This is a genomic window from Cupriavidus sp. 291-E7 (assembly GCF_057798835.1).
The window spans coordinates 1-22,323 of record NZ_JBYOJV010000040.1; the positions used below are offsets into that span (position 1 = coordinate 1).

Consider the following 22,323-nt stretch of genomic DNA (forward strand, 5'->3'; position numbering starts at 1 on the left):
GGTTCTTCGGAGAATTCCGGGGACTGAATTGCCACATTCCGTATCCTAATGGCCGTTAAGACGGCTGTTGAGGAACGGGATGCTGGATCGGAAGACGCTGCAGGCCTTGGGCTGCTGGGATGGCTACAGGCTGGATCGGGTGGTATGGCCTGAAGGGGAGAGCCGTACGCTGGCGCTGTACTTGAAGCCAGTCAGCAAGGTCATGTACTGCGAGGAATGCGGATCGAAGTGCCGGCAGGTCCATGAAACGGTGGTGCGGCGCGTGCGCGATCTTCCGCTGTTCGAGTACCGGGTGGTGCTGCATGTCCCCCGCAGGCGCGTCTGGTGCGATCAATGCGGGGGGCCGCGACTCGAGCGGCTCGAATGGCTTGGGCGCTACCAGCGTGTCACAGCCAGGCTGGCGCAGGCCTGCGGGCAGTTGCTGCGTCACTGCACGGTGCAGGCCGTGGCGGCTTTCTATGACCTGGGCTGGCATACCGTCAAGACGATCGACAAGGCGCGCCTGCGCGAGGCAGTCGTCGAGCCGGACTGGTCCAGCATCCGCTACCTGGCCATGGACGAATTCGCGCTGCACAAGGGCCATCGCTATGCGACGGTGGTGGTCGATCCGATTGGGCGGCAAGTGCTCTGGATCGGTCAGGGCCGCTCGCGCGAGACGGCGCGCGCCTTCTTTGCGCAACTCCCGGCAGGCGCGGCAGAGCGCATCGAGGCCGTTGCCATCGACATGACGACCGCCTATGAACTGGAGATCCGCGAGCATTGCCCGCAGGCTGAGGTGGTCTTCGACCTCTTCCACGTCGTGGCCAAGTACGGGCGCGAGGTGATCGACCGGGTCCGTGTAGATCAGGCCAACCGCCTGCGGCACGACCGTCCGGCCAGACGGGTACTCAAGTCCACGCGCTGGCTACTGCTGCGCAACAAGGAGAACCTGAGCGACCCTCAAGCCGTGCATCTGAACGAGGTGCTGCAGGCCAATCAGCCGTTGCTGACGGTCTACATCCTGAGAGACGAGCTCAAGCGGCTGTGGTTCTACCGCCGCCCGGGATGGGCGCAAAAGGCGTGGGAGCATTGGTGTGAACAGGCAAGCCAGAGCCGGATTCCGGCTCTCGAACTGTTCGCCCAGCGCCTGAAAGCCTATTGGCACGGCATCATCGCCCGATGCCGGCACCCGCTGAACACGAGCGTCGTAGAGGGCATCAACAACACCATCAAGGTCATCAAGCGTAGGGCCTACGGCTACCGCGACGAGGAATACTTCTTCCTGAAGATCAAGGCTGCCTTCCCCGGAATTCCTCGTTGAACCAGAAAAAAGCCCTGCTCGATGAGCAGGGCTTTCGAATTGGTGCCAGCAGAGGACTCGGTCGCCGATGCGCGGCCCCGGGTTGCGCTTGCACGCGCAACCTTTTTCTAGTCCCCACCGACTGCCCTTTCTGGGCGTAGAAATGAAAAAGCCCTGCTCAATGAGCAGGGCTTTCGAATTGGTGCCCAGAAGAGGACTCGAACCTCCACAGTGTTGCCACCGCTAGGACCTGAACCTAGTGCGTCTACCAATTCCGCCATCTGGGCTTCGTCTCGCTGCATTGCTGCTGCGATGCGAAGAACGTGATTATGCTGAGCACGCCAGGTTCTGTCAACACCCTTTTCGCAGAAACCTTAAAAACAAAACCGGTCAGGCGCGATGTAGGCCGAAGTCGACTTGCGCCGGCCGGCCCGGCAGCGACAGGGTTGCTGTGGCCGGAGCCGTGCGCGATATCACCTTGCCCGCGCGCATCACCAGCAGCCGCGTGGCGCGCAGCCGGATGGCCTCGACCGGATTGGTCGCCTGGAGCAAAACCAGATCGGCACGGCAGCCAGGCGCCAGCCCGTAACCGTCAAGCCCCAGGATCGCCGCCGGGCTTTCGGTCACCGCCTTGAAGCAGGCGCGCATGGCATCGTGCCCCGTCATCTGGGCCACGTGCAGACCCATGTGCGCCACCTCCAGCATGTCGCCCGAACCCAGGCTGTACCAGGGATCCATCACGCAATCGTGCCCGAAGGCGACCGTGATGCCGGCCGCCAGCATCTCCGGCACACGTGTCATGCCGCGACGTTTCGGATAGGTGTCGTGGCGCCCCTGCAGCGTGATGTTAATCAGCGGATTGGCGATGGCCGCGACGCCGGCCTCGCGGATCAGCGGCAGCAGCTTTGACACGTAGTAGTTGTCCATCGAATGCATCGATGTCAGGTGCGATCCGGTCACGCGCCCCTGCAGCCCAAGCCGCACCGATTCGCTGGCGAGCGTTTCGATATGGCGCGACATCGGGTCGTCGCTCTCATCGCAATGCATGTCGACGCGCAGGCCACGATTGGCGGCCTCCTCGCACAGCAGCTTCACCGACGCCGCGCCGTCGGCCATCGTCCGCTCGAAATGAGGAATGCCACCGACCACATCGACGCCCATGTCCAGCGCCCGGCGCAGGTTGTCGAGCGCGCCCGCTGATCGCAGCACGCCATCCTGCGGAAACGCCACCAGCTGCAGATCAAGATACGGTTTCACGCGTTCGCGCACATGGAGCAGCGCCTCGGTAGCCAGCAGCCGTGGATCGCAGACATCCACGTGCGAACGGATGGCCAGCAACCCCTTGGCCACGGCCCAGTCGCAGTAGGCCAGCGCGCGCTCGACAATGGCGTCCTGCGTCAGCAGCGGCTTGAGTTCCCCCCACAGGGTGATGCCCTCCAGCAACGTGCCGGACTGATTCACGCGCGGCAGTCCATAGGACAGCGTGGAATCCATATGGAAATGCGCGTCCACGAAAGGCGGCGAGACAAGTCGGCCGGCCGCATCGATTTCTTCGCCGGCCGTCGCGGCCAGTTGCGGTTCCACGGTCGTGATCCGGCCATCGGCGATGCCAATATCGACATCGGTTCGGCCGTCGGGCAGGTTGCAGTGACGCAGGATGGTATCGAGCATGGAAGATTCGTTCAGGATGGTCAGCGTTCGCCCTTGCGGTACGGTTTCATCAGCGCCTGCGGATAGGCGGCACGCCGGGCTACCAGCACCAACGCAAGGATCGACAGGATATACGGCAGCATCAGGTAGATCTGATACGGCAGCGGCGGCAGGCCTGGCAGGCTGGCACCGCCCTGCTGCAGCCGCAGTTGCAGTGCGTCGAACGCCGCGAACAGCAGCGCACCAAGCAAGGCCCGGCCCGGCCGCCACGACGCAAACACCGCCAGCGCCACGCAGATCCAGCCGCGCCCGTTGATCATGTTGAAGAAGAAGGCATTGAACGCCGACAGCGTCAGGAAGGCACCGCCGATGGCCATCAGCGCGGAACCGGCCATGATCGCGCCAATGCGGACCACGCCCACGCGAATGCCCTGCCCTTCGGCCGCCGCCGGGTTTTCGCCCACCATGCGCAGCGCCAGCCCCAGCGGCGTGCGGTACAGCAGCCAGGCCAGCAGCGGCGCCGTCAGCAGCGCAAGCAGCGTCAGCGCCGTTTCGGCCGCCATGACCGTGCCGATCAACGGCACCCCGGCCCACCATGCCATCGGCGCGAACGGCGTGATCGTCGGCGGTGTCGATACCTGTGCAAAGCCCAGACGGTAGGCGTAGTAGGACACGCTCGTGGCCAGCATCGTCACGCCCAGCCCCGCCACGTGCTGCGACAGCGCCATAGACACCGTCAGCCAGCCATGCAGCAGGCCGAACAGCAACCCCACCACGGCGGCCACCGCCACGCCGCCCCACAGCGGCGCGCCGAGGTAGACCGCCAGCCAGCCCGAAAACGCGCCGGCCACCATGATGCCCTCGATGCCGAGGTTCAGCACCCCGGCGCGCTCGCAGAGCAGCACGCCCAGCGTGCCGAAGATCAGCGGCGTACCCACACGCAGCACGGCAATCCAGAACGGCGCGCCCGAGAGAATATCGATCAGTTCCATCAGGCCACCTTTCCGATCCGATCGAAGCGTACACGGTAGCGCGCCAGCATCGTCGCCACCAGCATCGCCAGTAGCGCGACGGCGACGATCACGTCGGCAATCGCGTTTGGCACGCCCACCGCGCGGCTCATGCCGTCGGCGCCCACCAGGATGCCCGCCACGAATATCGCCGATGCGACCACACCAATCGGATGCAGGCCGGCCAGCATGGCGATCACCACGCCCGTATAGCCATAGCCCGGCGACATATCGAGCGTCAGATAGCCGGTGCGGCCGGCCACCTCCACGACGCCGGCCAGCCCCGCCAGCGCGCCGGACATGGCCGCGGCCAGCAGCGTGACGCGCGCAACGGGCATACCGGCAAACGCGGCCGCACGCGCATTGGCACCCACCGCTCGCATCTGCAGCCCGAACACGGTGAACCGGTTGATCGCCCACACCAGCACGGCCAGCGTCACGGCCGCCAGCAGGCCGCTGTGCACGCGCGATCGTTCCAGCAGCCGGGTCAGCTCCAGTTCCGACACCAACGCCACCGACTGCGGCCAACCCATCGCCAGGGGATCTTTCATCGGGCCATCGAGCATCGTCGATACCGCCAGCAGCACGATGAAGTTGAGCAGCAACGTGGTGACTACCTCGTCCACGCCGAGCCGGATCTTCAGCACGGCGGGCAGCAGCAGCAACAGCGCGCCAGCCAGCATACCGGCCGCCACCATCAGGCCGAACAGCACGCCGCCCGGCAGCGATGCGGCCCAGGGCGCCGCCGCTCCATCGACCTGCCCGCCCACGGCCACCGCCGCGAGCGCGCCGAGATAGAGCTGACCCTCGGCACCGATATTGAACAGCCGCGTGCGAAATGCCACGGCAACAGCCAGACCGGTCAGGATCAGCGGCGTGGCGCGCGTCAGCGTCTCGGACCACGCAAAGCGCGAACCGAATCCGCCTTCCAGCAACAGCAGATAGGCTTTGCCGACGGGAGCACCGGCCATCGCCACCAGCAGCGCGCAGATCAGCAACGTGACGGCGATGGCGCCGACCGGTGCCATCACCAGTGCGGTACGCGACACCGAGGTACGGGCTTCAAGCCGCATGGGCCACCTCCCGGTCCGCGTGCGCGGCATCGACGCCGGCCATCGCCAGGCCAAGCGTGCCAAGCGTCCAAGCGGACGTGGCGCGCGCCGTGCTCAGCCGTCCGGCGTGAATCACGGCGATGCGGTCCGATAGCGCCATCAGTTCGTCCAGGTCCTCGGAGATCAGCAGCACGGCCGCGCCTTGTGCGGCGGCATCGAGCAACTGCCCGCGCACATACGCAACCGCGCCAATGTCGAGGCCCCAGGTGGGCTGGCTGGCCACGACCAGCGCCGGCGCCCGCGTGCCGCGCACGGAAAACGCGCGGCCCAGAATCAGCTTCTGCATATTGCCGCCCGACAGGGTGCGCGTCGGCACATCGATACCGCCGCCGCGCACGTCGAAACGACGCACCAGTTCGTGGGCGAAGCGGCGCGATGCGTTGCCGCGAATCACACCGCCGCGCACAAAGCTCCGGTTTCCAAGCTGCTCGACGATAGCGTTCTCCCAGACCGCGAGATCGCCGACCGCGCCTTCCGCATGGCGGTCTTCGGGAATACGCGCCACCCCGGCGCCGATCCAGCGCCGTGGCACCGCCGGCAATGCCTGGCCACGCAGCGTCACGCCGCCCGCCGACGCGGCCACCGTGCCGCTCATCAACTCCGCCAGCGCCACCTGCCCATTGCCCGATACGCCGGCAATGCCGAGGATTTCCCCGGCATGCAGGTCGAGCGATATTTCCTTGAGTCCCTGCCGGCCCGCCACTGGTGGCACGGTGACCCGGTCCAGCGATGCGACGACGTCGCCCGAAGACGTCGCGGCGGCCCGCGTGGGCATTTCCACGCGACGTCCCACCATCAGCTCGGCCAGTTCCGCCTTGCCCGTCGAGCCAGCGTCACGCTCGGCCACCAGTCGGCCGCCGCGCAGCACTGCCACGCGGTGGGACACCCGAAGCACCTCGTCGAGCTTGTGGCTGATAAAGATGACCGACAGCCCTTCGGCAATCATCTGACCGAGCGTGGCGAACAGGCGGTCCACTTCCTGCGGCGTCAGCACGGCGGTTGGCTCGTCCAGAATCAGCACCCGCGCGCCGCGATACAGCGCCTTGATGATTTCCACGCGCTGACGCTCGCCCACAGATAGCGACCCCACGCGCGCCTGAGGCTGCACCGCCAGGCCAAAGCGCGTGGCCAGGTCCTGGATGCGCGCACGCGCGGCGCTGCGTTGCTGGCGCCAGCGCCAGAGCGGCTCGGTACCGATCAGGATGTTGTCCAGCACCGAAAGATTGTCGGCCAGCGTGAAATGCTGGTGCACCATGCCGATTCCGGCAGTCAGCGCGGCGCGCGGGTTGCCCGGCGGCAGCGCCACGCCATCCACCTCCACGCCGCCCGCGTCGGCCACGTAATGGCCGAACAGGATATTGACCAGCGTGCTTTTGCCGGCGCCGTTTTCGCCGAGCAGAGCGAGTACTTCTCCACGGTGCAGGTCAAGCGATATGTCGTCGTTGGCCAGCAGCGAACCAAAGCGTTTGGTGATATGCGAGAGCCGGAGTACCGGCGATTCCAGAGGCATCGATGTCAGGATGAAGAAAAGGACGCGGCCCCGTCCACATGGGACGGGGCCAGTGAGGGGCGGCAGTCCGCGCGCTTACGGCGTTGACTTCGGCTCGGTCTCCACGACCTTGACCACGAACTTGCCATCGAGGATGGCCTTCTCCTTGGCCTTGACCTTGCTCATCGCATCGGCCGGCACCTTGCCCTCGAACGTGCCAAGGGGAGCCAGCTCGGCACCCTTGTACTTCATCAGCGAATACTGGCCGTAGTCCTCGTTCTTGAACTGGCCAGTCTTGACCTTGGTGAGCGCGGCACCGATCGTCGGCTCCATGTTCCACAGCGCCGAGGCCACCACCGTGGCCGGGTACTGCGGCTGGGTATTGATCACGTTGCCGATGGCCAGCTTGCCGCGTTCCTTGGCGGCGTCCGACACGCCGAAACGCTCGGCGTAGAGCACGTCGGCACCCTTGTCGATCATCGCGAACGCCGCTTCCTTAGCCTTGGGTGGATCGAACCACGATCCGATGAAGCTGACCGTGAACTTCACCTTCGGATTCACCTCGCGCGCGCCTTCCATGAAAGCGTGCATGAGCCGGTTGACTTCGGGAATCGCGTAACCGCCGACCATGCCGATATGGTTGGTCTTGGTCATGCTGCCCGCGATCATGCCCGTCAGGTACGACGGCTCCTGGATGTAGTTGTCGAACACCGAGAAGTTGGGCGCCTGAGGCTTGCCGGAGGACCCCATCAGGAAGGCGGTCTTCGGATAATCCTTCGCCACCTTGCGAGCGGCGCCTTCCACTGCGAACGACTCTCCGACGATCAGCCCGGCACCCTGTTCGGCGTACTGGCGCATCACGCGCTCGTAGTCGGCATTCGACACGCTTTCAGAGAACACGTAATCGATCTCGCCGCGCCCCTTGGCCTCGTTGAGCGCCTTGTGGATACGCGATACCCATTGCTGCTCCACGGGCACCGTATAGACCGCGGCCACCTTGATCTTCGCCTGTGCCTGCGCGCCGGGCGACATACCGATGGCGGCCAGCGCCACTGCCGCTGCCGCGGCTCTCAGCCAGGTACGACGATCGCTTCCCATGTGCATGACTTCACTCCCCTTTTTTGCGTTGTTGTGCGCGCTCTTGCGCGCTGGTTGACGTGGAAGGTTGAAATGGCCGCCGGCTCAGGCGGTGTCCGTTTCTGGCGCGTGCAGGCCGCAGCCGCGCAGCAGCAGCGTCACCAGGTGCTCGGTGGCGCGTTCAAAGTCCTGGGCATCGAGGGCGCTGACATCCAGCACCGCGCAGACCTGCGCTTCAAAATCGGCATAGGTCTGCGTGGCTGCCCAGATCGTGAAGAACAGGTGATACGGATCGACCGGGGCCATCAGGCCGCCGTCGATCCACGCGCGGATCACCACGGCCTTGCGCGCCACCAGTTCGCGCAGCGCCTGGCGCAGTACGCCGCCGATTTCGGGCGCGCCGTGCAGCAGTTCGTTGGCAAAGACGCGCGACGCATCGGGATGGCTTGCCGACAGCCGCATCTTGGCGCGGATGTACTGCTCCAATGCCGCCCGTGGCGGATGCTCGGCGCTAATGATGTCGGTCTCGGATAGCCACAGCTTCAGCGTGTGCGCCAGCACCGCGCGATACAGCGCCTGCTTGGTCCGAAAGTAGTAGTGCAGGTTCGACTTCGGCACGCCGGCCCGCGTGGCAATGTCCGCCATCGTCGCCCCGGCAAATCCCGCCCGCGCGAATACATACTCGGCCGCGTGCAGGATCAGGGCTTCGTTCTCCTGGCGGATGCGTCCGCCAACCTGCGGACCGATGCCATGTACGGCGTGTGCCTGGGCCAGGGCGTCCATCATTTGGTGCCGTACAGGCGGTCTCCGGCGTCGCCAAGGCCGGGAACGATGTAGCCATGATCGTTCAACTGCTCGTCGATCGCGGCGGTGACGATGCCCACGTCAGGATGCGCGGCCTGCAGCGCGCGCAATCCGGGGCGCGATGCAATCAGGCAGACGTATTTCATCGTGGTCACGCCCGCCTCCTTGAGGCGGTTGATCGCCGCGATAGCCGAGTTCCCGGTGGCCAGCATCGGGTCCACCACGATGACAAAACGCTCGTGAATATCCTCCGGCATCTTGAAGTAGTACTCGATCGGCTCCAGCGTCTCGGGGTCCCGGTACAGGCCGATATGTCCGACGCGCGCGGCCGGCAGCAGATCGAGCATGCCGTCGAGAAAGCCGTTGCCCGCCCGCAGGATCGACACCAGGCAGAGCTTCTTGCCGGACAGTACCGGCGACTGCATGGGCGCGATCGGCGTCTTGATGGCGATGGTTTCCATCGCCAGGTCTCGCGTGGCCTCGTACGTCAGCAACTGGCTGATCTCGCGCACCAGACGGCGGAAGTTGTCGGTGGTGGTTTCCTCGCTGCGCACCAGCGTCACCTTGTGCTGCACCAGCGGATGATTGACCACCATCACCGCGGGCACCGCCGCACCTTCCGTCTCGGCAAAGGCCTGCACGGCCGTGGGTACGTCGGTCATGTCGTTCATGGTGCGCTCCTTGGTTATCCGGGCACTCGCCTGATTCGGGCGCAGCGGGCCACATGGCCCGCCACGGTCCGGCTGCCTGCTGATCGGGTACTGCCAAGCCTTGTGGTACTGCCGCTAGAACACCGTGCCGTCGCTCTGGATCTCGAACGGCGGCGGACCGCCCGGCGGCCTGCGCTGCGCCGCTATGCGCCGGCCCGCTGCCCAGGTGCCGCCTTCCAGCACGCGCGCCAGCGGGAAATCCTCCGCCTTCAGACCCAATGCCTGCCGCACGGCGTCGGCAACGAGATCCAGCCCCGTGACGGTCAGCGCGCGCCATTCGACGATCTCAGGTTCATCCACCGTATGGGCGCGGCTGGCAAACTCGCGGTCGCGCGGCACGGTCAGCTCGAAGTCATAGAGCAGGCCGCCATTGCGGTACTCGGGCAGGCCCGTCAACGCATCGAGCCCCACCACCACCAGCCCGCCGTCTTCCAGCGGCTCCAGCAGCGAATAGGTCAGCCACTGCGTGAGCTTGTGGAACGGCACCAGGCCGTCGGGCGCGGCCGGATGGCGCCAGCAATCGCCCAGTGACACGCCCGCCATCTGCACGCGGCCCGGCCAAACGGGGCCAAGGGCCACCAGCAGCGTGCGCAGCACGAACGCTGCCTCGATCCGGTTATCCGTGGCATGCGCGGCCAGGTAGTCGAACAGGTTGCCAAGCCGTGCCGGCGTACCAAACACCGCGGGCGTGGCCTGCATGACTTCGCCCAGGCGCCGCAGCAGTCCGGCGCGCCCTTCCAGGCCCACCAGCGGATTGTGCTGGGCCACCTGGAACGCCGTGGCAATGGTCGATGCATCGATACGCGCCAGTCGTTCGGCATCGGCACGCAGCGGATCGCCGGACTCGGCCGAAAAGCCGCCGCGCGCGAACAGATCGAAGCTCGCCACGCCCAGCCCCTCGGAGCGCGTCAGCATCATGTCGCTGGCCGGGTCGCGATAGCGCCAGTCGGGTCCCGCCCCGGCATCGAGCAGCACGCTCGGAATGACCAGGTCGATGCCGATGCGCGCGCGCTCCGCGCAATGGTCGGCGCCCGACATGCCTGCGCGCTCGCACAGGATCTGCCAGCGGTTGATCGATTCCTGTCCGGGTCCGCCGCTTTCGAAATGGCGCCAGCGGCTGTGGTACGGCACGCGCAGATCCGGATAGCGGCGCCGGATCGTGGCGGCCACGTAGTCCGCGATGGCATGGATCCGGTCGGGATGCCAGGTGAAAAGCTCGGACTCGCCGGATGCGACGAATTCGGTCACGACTGCGCAACGCGTGCGCACTGCTTCGCCGCTCAGCAACGCGGAAGCGGGATGATCGACCGGCACCGGGCTGTGCCAGCCGCTGCCCGTGCCAGGTTCGTTTCCGATCGAACCTCCTGCGGGATGTTCGTTCATTCGTTCAACCCCCTGCCCTTTGCCAGGGCGAGTTCGTTGGCATCCGGCGGCGTGTAGCTGGTGAAGTAACCCGCCGCCACCTTCGCATCGATTTCCACGCGCGCATCGGCCGGGATCAGTTCATCGGGAATGGCCACCTGCTCGACCACCTCGATCCCCTGCGCCGTGAGCGCGCCATGTTTCATGTTGCTCATCGAGGCCCAGCGATCGATGCGCCGGATCCCGAGCCAGTGAAAGACATCAGGCATCAGTTCCTGGAATCGCATGTCCTGCACGCCAGCCACGCACTCCGTACGGGCGAAATATGTCTCCGCGCGGTCGCCTCCAACCTGGCGCTTGCGTGCGTTATAGACCAGGAACTTGGTGACCTCGCCCAACGCACGGCCTTCCTTCCGGTTATAGACCACCAGGCCAACGCCGCCCTGCTGCGCCATCTCGATACATACCTCGATGCCATGCGCCAGATAGGGCCGGCAGGTGCAGATGTCGGAGCCGAAAACGTCGGAGCCATTGCATTCGTCGTGCACACGGCACGCCACCTTGGTCTCGGGCTTGCCGAGCTGGGTGATATCGCCAAAGAAGTAGAGCGTCATGCCACCGATGGGCGGCAGGAAGACCTTGAGATCCGGGCGCGTGACCAGTTCCGGAAACATGCCGCCGGTCTGCTCGAACAGGCTGCGGCGCAGGATGCTCTCCTTGATATTGAAGCGCCGTGCGATACCGGGCAGATACCAGACTGGATCGATGGCAGCCTTGGAAACCCGCACATCGCCATTGGCGTACAGAATGTCGCCATCGGGCTTCAGCCGGCCCGACGCGATGGCCGCGCCAAGCTCGGGCATGTTGATGTGCGCGCGCGTGATCGCAATCGTCGGACGGATATCGAATCCGGCCTTGATGCGGTCCGCAAAGACCGACGACACCAGATGGCCCCACGGGTCGAGCGACACGATCTTGTCCGGGTCGCCCCATTGCGAATGCGGGCCGATCGGCTCGGCTGGCGCGGTATCGGTCAGATCTGGCCGATGGGCGCGCTGAAGACTGCCCGACGCCACGGCTAGCGCACGGTAGATGGCGTACGCGCCGGAGTGCGTGCCGATCACGTTGCGCTGCGCCGGATCGGTCAGGCTGGCGATGACCGGGCCGCGCTCCGCCGCGGTGGGCGCGCCCCAGTGAATCGGCTCGGCCGGCTTGTCACGCCGCGCATGCGAGGTCAGGACGATATGGTCGGACATGTTTCGCCTCCCCGGTGATAAACCGGAACACGAATCCTGACCAGATGGTCAGGTTTATATGTTCATACTAGGCAACGTTCATGCCAACGCCCAAGTGGGGTTGTTACCGTTAGTGGCATCCCGTACGCACTGTCCGGGTGCTGGCAGACGATATTCCAATGCCGGCGCCGGTACATCGCGGTGCATACGCACCAGCATTCGGCCGCGGGTGGAATTTAAGTCGTTGCCATTTCGATACGGCCTGATTCCATCTTCCATCGCCCAAACAAAAACGGCACGTCTCCAGAGGGACGTGCCGTTTGCATGCTTGATGTGGGGACGGGTCAGCTTTCCGCCTGCTGCCCCATGCGCCCGCGGGTACGGGCCGGCAGATCGGTGGTCAGCCAGTCCACCATTGCGCGAACCGGGTTCCCGGCCTCGACATAGCGGTGGAACAAGGCACCGGCGGCGTTGCTGAGAACCCAGGCGGCGACCATGCCCAGCGCATTGAGCACGGGCTTGCCCGGCGCCAGGTGGCTGACCAGCGCGTTGACCACCAGGCAGACCGGAAAGTGGACCAGGAACACCGAATACGAAATCCGGCCGAAGTACGCCGTCAGGCGCCCGCCCGGCCAGTGTTCCAGCCAGCCGCCACGACGCGAGACGGCCAGCAGCACCGCCGTGGCCAGCGCCACCGCAATGCGCAGCCGGAAGTCCACCGCCAGCGCGGCGATGCCAATCGCGGCCAGCGCCATCAGCGGCCACGGCGAGCGGCCGGGATTCGACGCCCAGAACGCCAGCGCCCCCATCCCGTACGCGCCAAAGAAATAGATGGCCCAGATGTCCCAGCTTGCATCCCGGTTGAACCAGAACAGCGAAGCCACGGCCAGCGCGGCCACGACGGGCACCCCCAGCGGCAGCGCTTCGCGGGCCACTGCGCGCGCCAACCAGAGCGCCATCACCAGCAGCGCGAACAGTTGCAGGTCGATCGCGATATACCAGACGCCGGCCGACAGCGCGTCCACATCGAGGATGTTGTGCAGCAGCAGCACGTGCGCGACGAATTGAGCCAGGTGCGGTGCCGCCGGAATCGAGTCGTGCTGCATCCAGGTACGCGCGATGGCTGCCCCGACGATCGCCACGAGAATGGCAGCGGAAAACGGCACCACCAGCTTCTGGTATCGCCGCCATATGGTAGTCAGCGGGCTGGCGGCGGTCAGGTATCCACCCGGCGCCAGGCTGCGGGCCGCCAGAAAGCCACTGATGACCAGGAACACCTGCACGGCGATGCGGGCGTAGTCGGCCAGCCAGCCAATCAGGCCGGGCGCGAGCGACTGGGCGACATCGGACATCGGCCCGTAGAACGCCAGGTGGTGCAACACGATCAGCTGAGAGCTGACCGCCTTCAGCGCGTCCACGCAGGCGAGCCGGGAAGGACGGGGGCTCATGTCGTTATTTGTTATGCGAAAGATACAAAGTGGGCGGCATTGTACCGGATCGGTGCAGGGGTATCCCTTGGACAGGTAATCCTCACCGTAACGGATGTAAGCCAGTGTACGAAGTGCGCCACACGGCATCTGCCGCACGCTCTTTCGCACCACTTACGAGCATTAGCTAATAAGAAACTAATTCTTCGCCCTGGCCGGGACCGGGTATACCCTTCCGTCTTTCCGTGCCTGATCCCGAATATGTCGCTGTCCGTAGCCCTGCCTTCCCTTCGACGCCTGCTGGCCGGCCTTGCCCTGGCCGCTGCCGTTCTGCCCGCCGCGTACGCCCAAAGCCCTGTGCTGGACAAGATTCGTGACAGCGGCACGATCACACTCGGCTATCGTGAGTCCGCGTTGCCGTTCTCGTTTGCCGATGACCGTGGCCAGCCCGCCGGATACGCAGTGGACCTGTGCCTGCGCGTGGCCGAAGCCGCGAAGCAGAAGCTGGGACTGAAGGACCTGAAGGTGCGCTGGTTGCCGCTGACGCCGCAGAACCGCGTGCCGGCCATCGTCAACGGCCTGGCGGACCTCGATTGCGCCCCCAATACCAATACGCTGGAGCGCCAGAAGCAGGTGGCATTCAGCGTGTCGCATTACGTTTCCACGGTGCGGATGCTGGTGCGTGCCGATTCGGGAATCAAGTCCTTCAATGATCTGCGCGGCAAGACCGTGGTCACCAGCGCCGGCTCCACGGGCGACCGCCATGTGCGACGCCTGAAGGGTGAGTATGGCTTCCACGACGTCTATGCCAAGGATCACGGTGAGTCGTTCCTGCTGCTGGAAACGGGCCGCGCCCAGGCCTTCGTCATGGACGACGTGCTGCTGGCCGGCTTGCGCGCCAAGTCGAAGGACCCGTCGCAGTATGTGATCGTCGGCCCCGCCCTGTCGGTGGAGCAGAACGCGCTGATGATGTCCAAGGCCGATCCGGAATGGAAGCAGTTGGTCGATCAGACGCTGGCCAAGACCTTCGCCAGCCCGGACGCCGCCGCGCTCCAGAAGCGCTGGTTCCAGCAGCCGATCGGCAACCGCGGCACCAACCTGGCACTGGCCCCGTCGGCCGAAGTCGTGAATGCATGGAAGCATCCTTCGGACGCTGTGACGGAGTAAGCATTTTTCGAGGCGCACCCTCGGAAAAGCCCTGAGTTGACGCCCCATCAGGCCTTGTCCACACTGGCCTGAGCCTGGTTCTACCTTGCGGTAGAACCGGCAACAACGCGAACCGCCATCGTGCAAACCAACCCGGCGGCAACTCAGAGGAGAATTCCATGAATAAATTGATCGCCACCGCCATCGCACTGGGTCTCGCCACGGCTTCCGTGGCTGCCATTGCGCAGGACAAGAAGTCCTTCGACCCGTACTCGCAAGGTGCCAAGGCTGGCGAGAAATTCGACACGTACAGCCAGGGCGCCAAGTCCGGCGACAAGTTCGACCCGTACTCGCAGGGCGCGAACAAGAGCACCCGTGCCGACCTGACCGACCAGTCGACCGCGCCGAAGAAGCCGAAGACCAAGAAGGCCGCGACGAAGAAGCCGACGCAGGGAAATTGAGCGGCGGCGCTGCCGGTTGCTCAAAGAAGAAAGGAGCCCTCCCGGGCTCCTTTTTTTCATGCACGGACGGCGTGGCAGGTCGTCTACCTGTCGTCCTCCTCCTTCACATCCATCTCCAGCGCGGTCACATCCACGCGCTGCACCTCGTTGTTCTGCCGGATTTCCGTGCGCAGAACGAATGCCTCCATCGGGCAATACCAGTCGGTCACGTGCAGCACGCTGGGCTCCAGCTTCAGCAGTTCGTCGCCCACCATGAGCGGGCCAAGCGAGGTGCGCTTTTCATAGGTGATCGGCATGCATTCCTTGCGGCCCATCACCGTGTTGATCATTTGCTTGCGGCCGACGTGGCGCGACCCGACGATGATCGATGCATGCAGCGCCTGCATGCTCCCCACCACTTCGTCCTTGCCCAGCGGATAGATCTTGAGCGATACGCTGGACTGGAAGGTTTCACCTTCGAGCGTGGCGCCCTCCCTGATGTCGAGGCCCGCATAGTTGAACACCCCGCTGCCATTGAACGACGCCTCGCCGAACATCCGCGCGTAGCGTGCCCGTGCATTGATCACGGCGTTACGGCTGTCGATGCGCGTGCGCGACGTGGCGGCGTTGCGGTCGATGTTGATTTCGTGCACCTGGTCCATCACCACCGGCGGGCCCATCAGCGCGGCGAACGCGGACTTCGAGCGGACTTCGAGCTGGGCGCTGCACCCACGTGCGGTGCGCATGACTTCGCGCAGCGTCATCGTGATCGACATCGGCATCGAGCCATCGCCTTCCATCTGGACGCGCGAGCCTGAGCGGAACCACGGCGCGTCGCAGAGTGCCGCCGCGCCGGGCATGGGTGGCGACATGCCGGACACGGGCACGGGCACCGCATCGGGCGCCGACGCCTGAGAAAATGCAGTGCCCATCACACCCGAAGTCAACAACAGCAGCAACGCCCGTTTCATGGCGATCGTCCAATTCAATGGCCGGCGGGCGCCGCATCAGTCTGCGGGCGATGTGCCGGAATGGCGCAAGTATTGCTCGAAATGCGCGCGACGGAAATGGGCCAGTCACACCGGGCACGGACCCGGCCAGACCACACCGGACACCTTCCGGGGGCGCGGCGGATGCCTCGCGGGGGGCTCAAACGGCGGGGCGAACAATGCGCCCGTGCTACCATTGCGCGCCCGTGGCAATCGCCGACGCCCAGAAACTGGTCTTTCTGGGTCGCAATCCGGCTGCCAGCGCGGGCAGCGCGCCCGCGACGGACCCCGTGTCCACCAATTCGCGCAGTGCCGCGTTGTGGGGTGTCCGCCACAGGGCGGCTATACGAACAGCCTCCGGGATCCCGGCCATTTCAGGAGAAATATGCGTAGTTCTTCGCCCACGCGCCAAGCCGGGCTGCCTGTCGGCATGGTTGTGCTCGTTGTCATCGGCGTCCTGCTGGTCTGGTTTGGCACACTCGACGCCCGCCACCTGCTGCGTCCGGACGAAGGCCGCTACGCCGAAATCTCGCGTGAGATGTTCGTGACGGGCGACTGGGTGACCATCCGCTACAACGCCCTGAAGTATTTCGAAAAACCGCCCTTCCACCTGTGGATCACCACGTTCGCCTACGAATTGTTTGGCGTTGGCGACTGGCAGGCGCGGTTGTGCGTGGCGCTGGCCGGCATTGCCGGGCTTGGCGCGACGATGCTGGCGGCCGCACGCTGGTTTGGCTGCCGCACCGGCCTGCTGGCCGGGCTGGCGTTGCTTGCCATGCCGATGTGGAGCGTGGCCGGCCATTTCAATTCACTGGATATGACGCTGTCGGGCGCGCTGGCCTGCGTGCTCGCCTGCATGCTGCTGGCCCAGCACCCGGAAGCGACGCCCCGGGCACGCTTTGGCTGGATGCTGGCCTGCTGGGCCGCGATGGGCGTGGCCATCCTGACCAAGGGGCTGGTCGGCATTGCGCTGCCCGGCCTGGTGCTCGTGGTCTATACGCTGCTGACGCGCGACTTCGGCCTTTGGCGCCGGCTGCACCTGCTTACGGGCATCGTGACCCTGCTCGTGGTCACCGTGCCTTGGTTCTGGCTGATTTCGAGCCGGAATCCCGAATTTCCGCATTTCTTCTTTATTCACGAGCACTGGGACCGCTATACGTCCACCGTGCACGCGCGCAAGGGATCGGTCTGGTATTTCGTGCCGCTGCTGGTGGCTGGCATGCTGCCGTGGCTGGGCCTGGTGCCGCGTATGTGGGAAGTGGTGCGCGAACGCGCCGGCGCGGTGCGTGGCATGGGCGGCAAGCCGTTCCAGCCTGCCCTGCTGAGCCTGGTCTGGTTCGCCGCCATCTTCGTCTTCTTCAGCATGTCGGGGTCGAAGCTGCCCGGCTATATCGTGCCGGTTTTCCCGGCCCTGGCCATCCTGGTGGCTGTGGCACTGGACCAGATCAACGAGCGCTCGTGGAATCGCCAGATCAACGCCTTGCTGGTGCTGGCGGTAGTGGGACTGATCGCCGCGCCCGTGGTGGCCACGCTGGACCGCCCGACCAATCCGAATGCAGTGTTCCGCGCTTTCGCCGTCTATATTGGGGTGGCGTTTGCCGTACTGCTGGGCGGCATGCTGCTGGCGCGCCGGTTGCTGCGCACGCGCGGCCTGTTTCCGAGCATTGCCGCCTTTGCGCTGTCGATGTTCCTGACTTGCACGATCGGCCTGATGGGACACGAGGTGATGGGCCGCCGGGCATCGGGCGTCGACATGCTGCCGGCGATCAAGGCCGTGCTCAAGGACGACATGCCGATCTATGGCGTGCGCATGCTCGATCACACCCTGCCGTTCTACCTGGGCCGCACGTTGACTATGGTCGAATTTGCCGACGAGCTGGAATTCGGCACGCAGCAGGAGCCGGGCAAGTGGGTGCCGACGACGGACGCATTCATCGCCAAATGGAAGGATGGCCAGCCCGCACTCGCTATCATGTCGCCGGAAACCTATGACAGCCTGGTTGCGCAGCATGTGCCGCTGAACGTGGTGGCACGGGATGTGCGGCGCGTCGTCGCCAGCAACTTCCCGGTGCCGGCCGAGGCCAAGGAACCCAGAAACACCCCATGAACCTGTCGACTTTCGCTTTCATCTTTACTGGCGTGCTGCTCAACGCCTGTGCGCAGCTGCTGCTCAAGGCCGGCACCAACGCCGTGGGCGCCATCACGATCGAACGGGCGACAATCCTGACCACCGCATTTCGCGTGCTGACGCAGTGGCCGGTCATTGCCGGACTGACGTGCTACGTGATCAGCGTCGGCGTATGGATCGTCGGCCTCTCGCGCGTGGATGTCTCGATTGCCTATCCGATGCTGTCTCTGGGCTATGTGGTCAATGCCCTGGCCGCCTGGTGGCTGTTTGGCGAAATGATCGGCCCCTTGCGTATGGCCGGCATCGTGCTGATACTCGCCGGCGTTTTCCTGATTGCCCGTTCCTGACGCTCATGACTGCTTCCGCTCCGCAGGATTTCCTGCCGTTCGTCCGCCCCCAGATCGACGAGGCCACCATTGCCGAAGTGGGCAAGGTGCTGGCATCGGGATGGATCACTTCCGGCCCCAAGGTGCAGGCCTTCGAGGCTGCGTTGTCCGAACTGTTCGGCGGCCGCCCGGTGCGCACGTTTTCCAATGGCTCGGCCACGATGGAAATCGCGCTGCGCATTGCCGATATCGGCCCCGGCGACGAAGTCATCACCACGCCCATCACCTGGGTGGCCACGGCCAACGTGGTGCTGACGGTCGGCGCGAAGCCGGTGTTCGTCGACATCGATCCGGTCACACGCAATATCGACCTGGATGCGGTCGAGGCAGCCATCACGCCGCGCACGCGCGCCATCATTCCCGTGTACCTGTCGGGGCTGCCCGTCGACATGGACCGCCTCTACGCCATCGCAAAGCGCCATAACCTTCGCGTGATCGAAGATGCCGCGCAGGCTATCGACTCACGCTGGCGCGGCCAGCGCATCGGCGCGCTCGGAGACCTGGTCAGCTTCAGCTTTCAGGCCAACAAGAACATCACCACGATCGAAGGCGGCTGCCTGGTAATGAACACGCCCGAAGAAGCCCGCCGCGCGGAGCGACTGCGGCTGCAGGGCGTGATCCGTACCGGCATGGACGGCATGGACGTCGAGGAACCGGGCGGCAAGTTCAACCTGACCGACGTCAACGCCGCCATCGGCCTGGCACAGCTGCAGCAGCTCGATGCCATCACCGCGCGCCGCGCCGAACTGGCCGAAACCTATTTCCGCTGCGCGGCGGACATGGGCCTGGCCGAGCTTGGCATCGAACTGCCCGTACCGCGTGATCCCGATGTCGCTACCACCAACTGGCACATGTTCCAGGTGGTGTTGCCGACCGATCGCATGCAAGGCGGCCGCGCGGAAGCACGCAAGCTGACGATGGAAGCGATGCGCGAGCGCGGCGTGGGCACTGGCGTCCACTACCCGCCGGTTCACCTGTTTACCTATTTCCGCTCCCTGGGCTGGCGCGATGGCATGCTGCCGCACGCCGAACGCATCGGGCGTGGCATCGTCACGCTGCCGATGTTCCCCGCCATGCAGGCCGCCGACGTGGAGCGGGTTTGCGCAACTCTCAGCGAAACATGCAAACGTCTCTCTCACTAAGTCCTGTCGAGGTCTCGGTCGTCATTCCCGTCTATAACGAGGAAGATGGACTGCAAGCGCTGTTCGAACGCGTGTATCCGGCGCTGGACAGCCTGGGCGAATCGTACGAGGTCATCTTCGTCAACGACGGCAGCTCCGACCGCTCGCCGCAGATGCTGGCTGCCCAGTATCACAAGCGCCCGGACGTCACGCGCGTGATCCTGTTCAATGGCAATTTTGGCCAGCACATGGCCATCCTCGCCGGCTTTGAGCACACGCGCGGGCGCATCGTCATCACGCTGGACGCCGACCTCCAGAACCCGCCGGAAGAGATTCCGCGCCTGGTGGCCGAGATGCGCAACGGTCACGACTACGTGGGTACGATCCGCCGCCAGCGCAACGACACCGCGTTCCGCCGCTATGCGTCGCGCGCGATGAACCGCCTGCGCGAGAAGATCACCAAGATCAAGATGACGGACCAGGGCTGCATGCTGCGCGCCTATGACCGCAACATCATCGACACGATCAACGCCTGCCGCGAGGTCAACACGTTCATTCCCGCGCTGGCCTATACGTTCGCGTCGAATCCGGTTGAGATCGAGGTCGGTCACGAGCAGCGCCATGCCGGCGAGTCGAAATACTCGCTGTACCAGCTGATCCGCCTGAACTTCGACCTGGTCACAGGCTTCTCGATCGTGCCGCTGCAGTGGTTTTCGGCGATCGGCACGATGCTGTCGATCACCTCGGCGGGCCTGTTCCTGGTGCTGCTGATTCGACGCTTCGTGCTCGGATCGGAAGTTCAGGGTGTGTTCACGCTGTTCGCCGTCAACTTCTTCCTGATCGGCATCATGCTGTTCGGCATCGGCCTGCTGGGTGAGTACATTGGGCGCATCTATCAGGAAGTGCGCGACCGCCCGCGCTACCGCATCCAGGCGGTGCTCGAACGCGATCCGGAACAGAACACAAAACCGGAGCCATCGTGCGCGCAGTAGTCTTTGCCTATCACAACGTCGGCGACCGCTGCCTGCGCGTGCTGCATGCGCAGGGCGTGGACGTGGCGCTGGTCATCACCCACCGCGACCGCCCCGACGAGAACATCTGGTTCCAGCGCGTGGCGGACACCGCCGCCGAGCTGAACCTGTCGTTCCTCTATGCCGAGGATCCGACCGACCCGGCGCTGGCCGACGCGGTGCGCGCGGCAAAGCCGGACGTGATCTTCTCGTTCTACTACCGCGCCATGATCCCGGCGGACGTGCTGGCCATTGCCCCGCATGGCGCGTTCAATATGCATGGATCGCTGCTGCCGAAGTATCGTGGCCGCGTGCCCGTGAACTGGGCCGTGCTGCACGGCGAGACCGAAACCGGCGCCACGCTGCATGCGATGGAAGCCAAGCCCGATGCGGGCTATATCGTGGACCAGACGTCGGTGCCGATCCTGCCCGACGACACTGCCGGCCAGGTCTTTGAAAAGGTCACCGTGGCCGCCGAGCAAACGCTCTGGCGCGCGCTGCCGGCCATGAAATCCGGACAGACGCCGAAGCGGCCGAACCGGCTGGCCGACGGTAGTTATTTCTCGGGCCGCAAGCCCGAGGATGGCCGCATCGACTTTGGGAAACCCGCGTCGGCCGTGTACAACCTGATCCGTGCCGTGGCGCCGCCCTACCCTGGCGCATTCACCGAAATCGGCGGACGCCGCTTCATCGTGGCGCAGGCGCGCCGCCTCGAAGCCGCGGCCGTGCCTGCCGGACTGCAGCCCGGACTGCATGTCGTGGATGGCCGCATCGTCGCCATCTGCGCAGATGGCGGTGCGCTGCGTGTACTGCAACTGCTGCAAGGCAGCAGCGCGGACCATGCCGATCCGGTTTCCGCACCCGAATTCCAGAACTTCATCACCGAACAGCACTGAAAGGATAGCGATGAAAAAGGTCCTGATTCTTGGCGTCAACGGCTTTATCGGCCACCACCTGACGCGCCGCATCCTGGAAACCACGCAGTGGGAGGTCTACGGCATGGATATGTCGTCGGATCGCCTGGGCGACCTGGTGAACCATCCGCGCATGCACTTCTCCGAGGGTGACATCACCATCAACAAGGAGTGGATCGAGTACAACATCCGCAAGTGCGACGTGATCCTGCCGCTGGTGGCCATCGCCACGCCGGCTACTTACGTGCGTCACCCGCTGCGCGTGTTCGAACTCGACTTCGAAGCCAACCTGCCCATCGTGCGCGGCGCGGTGAAGTACGGCAAGCATCTGGTGTTCCCGTCGACCTCCGAGGTCTACGGCATGTGCGCCGATGAGGAATTCGATCCGGAAGCCTCGCCGCTGATCTACGGCCCGATCAACAAGCCGCGCTGGATCTACGCCTGCTCCAAGCAGCTGATGGACCGTGTGATCCACGCCTACGGCATGGAAGAGGGTCTGAACTACACGCTGTTCCGTCCGTTCAACTGGATCGGTGCGGGGCTGGACTCGATCTTCGAATCGAAGGAAGGTTCGTCGCGCGTGGTGACGCAGTTCCTGGGCCATATCGTGCGCGGCGAGCCGATCAAGCTCGTGGACGGTGGCGCGCAGAAGCGTGCCTTTGCCGATATCTCGGACGGCATCTCGGCGCTGATGCACATCATCGAGAACAAGAATGGCGTGGCCAGCGGCAAGATCTTCAACATCGGCAACCCGAAGAACATTCACTCGGTGCGCGAGCTGGCCGAGATGATGCTGAAGATGGCGGCCGACTACCCCGAGTACGCCGAGGAAGCGCGCAAGACGAAGATCGTGGAGACGTCGTCGGGCGAGTTCTACGGCAAGGGCTACCAGGACGTGCAGCACCGCGTGCCGAAGATCGACAACACGGTCGAGGAGCTGGGCTGGAAGCCCGAGGTGACAATGGAGCAGGCGCTGCGCCGCATCTTCGAAGCGTACCGCGACAAGGTGGTGGACGCCCGCACGCTGGTCGACG

At 65.0% G+C, this 22,323-nt stretch carries 20 protein-coding genes and 1 tRNA gene; 9 read left to right on the top strand and 12 right to left on the bottom strand.

What is annotated here, in order from left to right; translation table 11 throughout:
* Positions 1 to 79 precede the first annotated feature (79 nt).
* Positions 80 to 1,300, top strand: coding sequence for an ISL3 family transposase (locus AC3FLX_RS32795; RefSeq protein WP_488694692.1), 1,221 nt, complete (start codon positions 80 to 82; stop codon positions 1,298 to 1,300).
* Positions 1,301 to 1,479: 179 nt separating this feature from the next.
* Here AC3FLX_RS32795 and AC3FLX_RS32800 read toward each other — a convergent pair.
* The 11 genes from AC3FLX_RS32800 to AC3FLX_RS32850 form a co-directional block, all read right to left on the bottom strand.
* A tRNA-Leu gene (locus AC3FLX_RS32800) sits at positions 1,480 to 1,566 on the bottom strand.
* 103 nt (positions 1,567 to 1,669) lie between these two features.
* Positions 1,670 to 2,950 (bottom strand): amidohydrolase family protein, encoded by a 1,281-nt coding sequence (locus AC3FLX_RS32805; RefSeq protein ID WP_488701466.1) that lies wholly within the window; start codon positions 2,948 to 2,950, stop codon positions 1,670 to 1,672.
* Between the two features lie 20 nt (positions 2,951 to 2,970).
* Complete coding sequence (locus AC3FLX_RS32810; protein ID WP_488701467.1) at positions 2,971 to 3,921, bottom strand: ABC transporter permease; 951 nt, start codon at positions 3,919 to 3,921, stop codon at positions 2,971 to 2,973.
* The gene (locus AC3FLX_RS32815) at positions 3,921 to 5,012 is read right to left on the bottom strand and encodes an ABC transporter permease (protein ID WP_488701468.1); all 1,092 of its coding nucleotides are present in this window, start codon (positions 5,010 to 5,012) and stop codon (positions 3,921 to 3,923) included. The genes AC3FLX_RS32810 and AC3FLX_RS32815 overlap by 1 nt, the downstream gene beginning before the upstream one ends.
* Positions 5,002 to 6,561, bottom strand: a complete 1,560-nt coding sequence (locus AC3FLX_RS32820; protein WP_488701469.1) for an ABC transporter ATP-binding protein — start codon at positions 6,559 to 6,561, stop codon at positions 5,002 to 5,004. The genes AC3FLX_RS32815 and AC3FLX_RS32820 overlap by 11 nt, the downstream gene beginning before the upstream one ends.
* Before the next feature lie 75 nt (positions 6,562 to 6,636).
* Positions 6,637 to 7,644 (bottom strand): BMP family protein, encoded by a 1,008-nt coding sequence (locus AC3FLX_RS32825; RefSeq protein WP_488701470.1) that lies wholly within the window; start codon positions 7,642 to 7,644, stop codon positions 6,637 to 6,639.
* A 78-nt stretch (positions 7,645 to 7,722) separates the two neighbouring features.
* Entirely contained in the window at positions 7,723 to 8,400 is a 678-nt protein-coding gene (locus tag AC3FLX_RS32830; RefSeq protein ID WP_488701484.1) for a TetR family transcriptional regulator C-terminal domain-containing protein, read from the bottom strand.
* A complete protein-coding gene (gene upp / locus AC3FLX_RS32835) occupies positions 8,400 to 9,092 on the bottom strand; it encodes a uracil phosphoribosyltransferase (protein WP_488701471.1) in 693 nt (230 codons plus the stop codon). The genes AC3FLX_RS32830 and upp overlap by 1 nt, the downstream gene beginning before the upstream one ends.
* A 114-nt stretch (positions 9,093 to 9,206) precedes the next feature.
* Positions 9,207 to 10,514, bottom strand: a complete 1,308-nt coding sequence (locus tag AC3FLX_RS32840) for a URC4/urg3 family protein (protein WP_488701472.1) — start codon at positions 10,512 to 10,514, stop codon at positions 9,207 to 9,209.
* The gene (locus AC3FLX_RS32845) at positions 10,511 to 11,749 is read right to left on the bottom strand and encodes a GTP cyclohydrolase II (RefSeq protein ID WP_488701473.1); all 1,239 of its coding nucleotides are present in this window, start codon (positions 11,747 to 11,749) and stop codon (positions 10,511 to 10,513) included. Before AC3FLX_RS32845 ends, AC3FLX_RS32840 begins: the two co-directional genes overlap by 4 nt.
* 323 nt (positions 11,750 to 12,072) lie before the next feature.
* Positions 12,073 to 13,176 (bottom strand): acyltransferase family protein, encoded by a 1,104-nt coding sequence (locus tag AC3FLX_RS32850; RefSeq protein WP_488701474.1) that lies wholly within the window; start codon positions 13,174 to 13,176, stop codon positions 12,073 to 12,075.
* A 240-nt stretch (positions 13,177 to 13,416) separates the two neighbouring features.
* Between AC3FLX_RS32850 and AC3FLX_RS32855 the strand changes: the two genes are divergently transcribed.
* Together AC3FLX_RS32855 and AC3FLX_RS32860 are read left to right on the top strand one after the other, a co-directional pair.
* Positions 13,417 to 14,322: an amino acid ABC transporter substrate-binding protein gene (locus tag AC3FLX_RS32855; protein WP_488701475.1), complete on the top strand. Its 906-nt coding sequence runs from the start codon at positions 13,417 to 13,419 to the stop codon at positions 14,320 to 14,322.
* 158 nt (positions 14,323 to 14,480) lie between these two features.
* On the top strand, positions 14,481 to 14,762 hold the full coding sequence (locus AC3FLX_RS32860) for an amino acid ABC transporter permease (RefSeq protein ID WP_488701476.1): 282 nt from the start codon (positions 14,481 to 14,483) through the stop codon (positions 14,760 to 14,762).
* Positions 14,763 to 14,845: 83 nt separating this feature from the next.
* On the opposite strand, the gene AC3FLX_RS32865 is transcribed toward AC3FLX_RS32860, so the two are convergent.
* Positions 14,846 to 15,712 carry a hypothetical protein gene (locus tag AC3FLX_RS32865; protein WP_488701477.1) on the bottom strand — a complete coding sequence of 289 codons (867 nt, stop codon included), beginning with the start codon at positions 15,710 to 15,712 and terminating at the stop codon, positions 14,846 to 14,848.
* Between the two features lie 403 nt (positions 15,713 to 16,115).
* On the opposite strand from AC3FLX_RS32865, the gene AC3FLX_RS32870 reads away from it, so the two are divergent.
* From AC3FLX_RS32870 to AC3FLX_RS32895, 6 genes are all read left to right on the top strand, one after another.
* Positions 16,116 to 17,837 carry a glycosyltransferase family 39 protein gene (locus AC3FLX_RS32870; protein ID WP_488701478.1) on the top strand — a complete coding sequence of 574 codons (1,722 nt, stop codon included), beginning with the start codon at positions 16,116 to 16,118 and terminating at the stop codon, positions 17,835 to 17,837.
* Positions 17,834 to 18,205, top strand: coding sequence for a DMT family transporter (locus tag AC3FLX_RS32875; RefSeq protein WP_488701479.1), 372 nt, complete (start codon positions 17,834 to 17,836; stop codon positions 18,203 to 18,205). Before AC3FLX_RS32870 ends, AC3FLX_RS32875 begins: the two co-directional genes overlap by 4 nt.
* Before the next feature lie 5 nt (positions 18,206 to 18,210).
* Complete coding sequence (locus tag AC3FLX_RS32880; RefSeq protein WP_488701480.1) at positions 18,211 to 19,386, top strand: DegT/DnrJ/EryC1/StrS family aminotransferase; 1,176 nt, start codon at positions 18,211 to 18,213, stop codon at positions 19,384 to 19,386.
* Entirely contained in the window at positions 19,365 to 20,357 is a 993-nt protein-coding gene (locus tag AC3FLX_RS32885; protein ID WP_488701481.1) for a glycosyltransferase, read from the top strand. Before AC3FLX_RS32880 ends, AC3FLX_RS32885 begins: the two co-directional genes overlap by 22 nt.
* Positions 20,345 to 21,271 (top strand): formyltransferase, encoded by a 927-nt coding sequence (locus AC3FLX_RS32890; protein WP_488701482.1) that lies wholly within the window; start codon positions 20,345 to 20,347, stop codon positions 21,269 to 21,271. Before AC3FLX_RS32885 ends, AC3FLX_RS32890 begins: the two co-directional genes overlap by 13 nt.
* Positions 21,272 to 21,281: 10 nt before the next feature.
* Positions 21,282 to 22,323: bifunctional UDP-4-keto-pentose/UDP-xylose synthase (locus tag AC3FLX_RS32895; RefSeq protein WP_488701483.1), on the top strand; the 1,042-nt coding region annotated here is incomplete at its 3' end.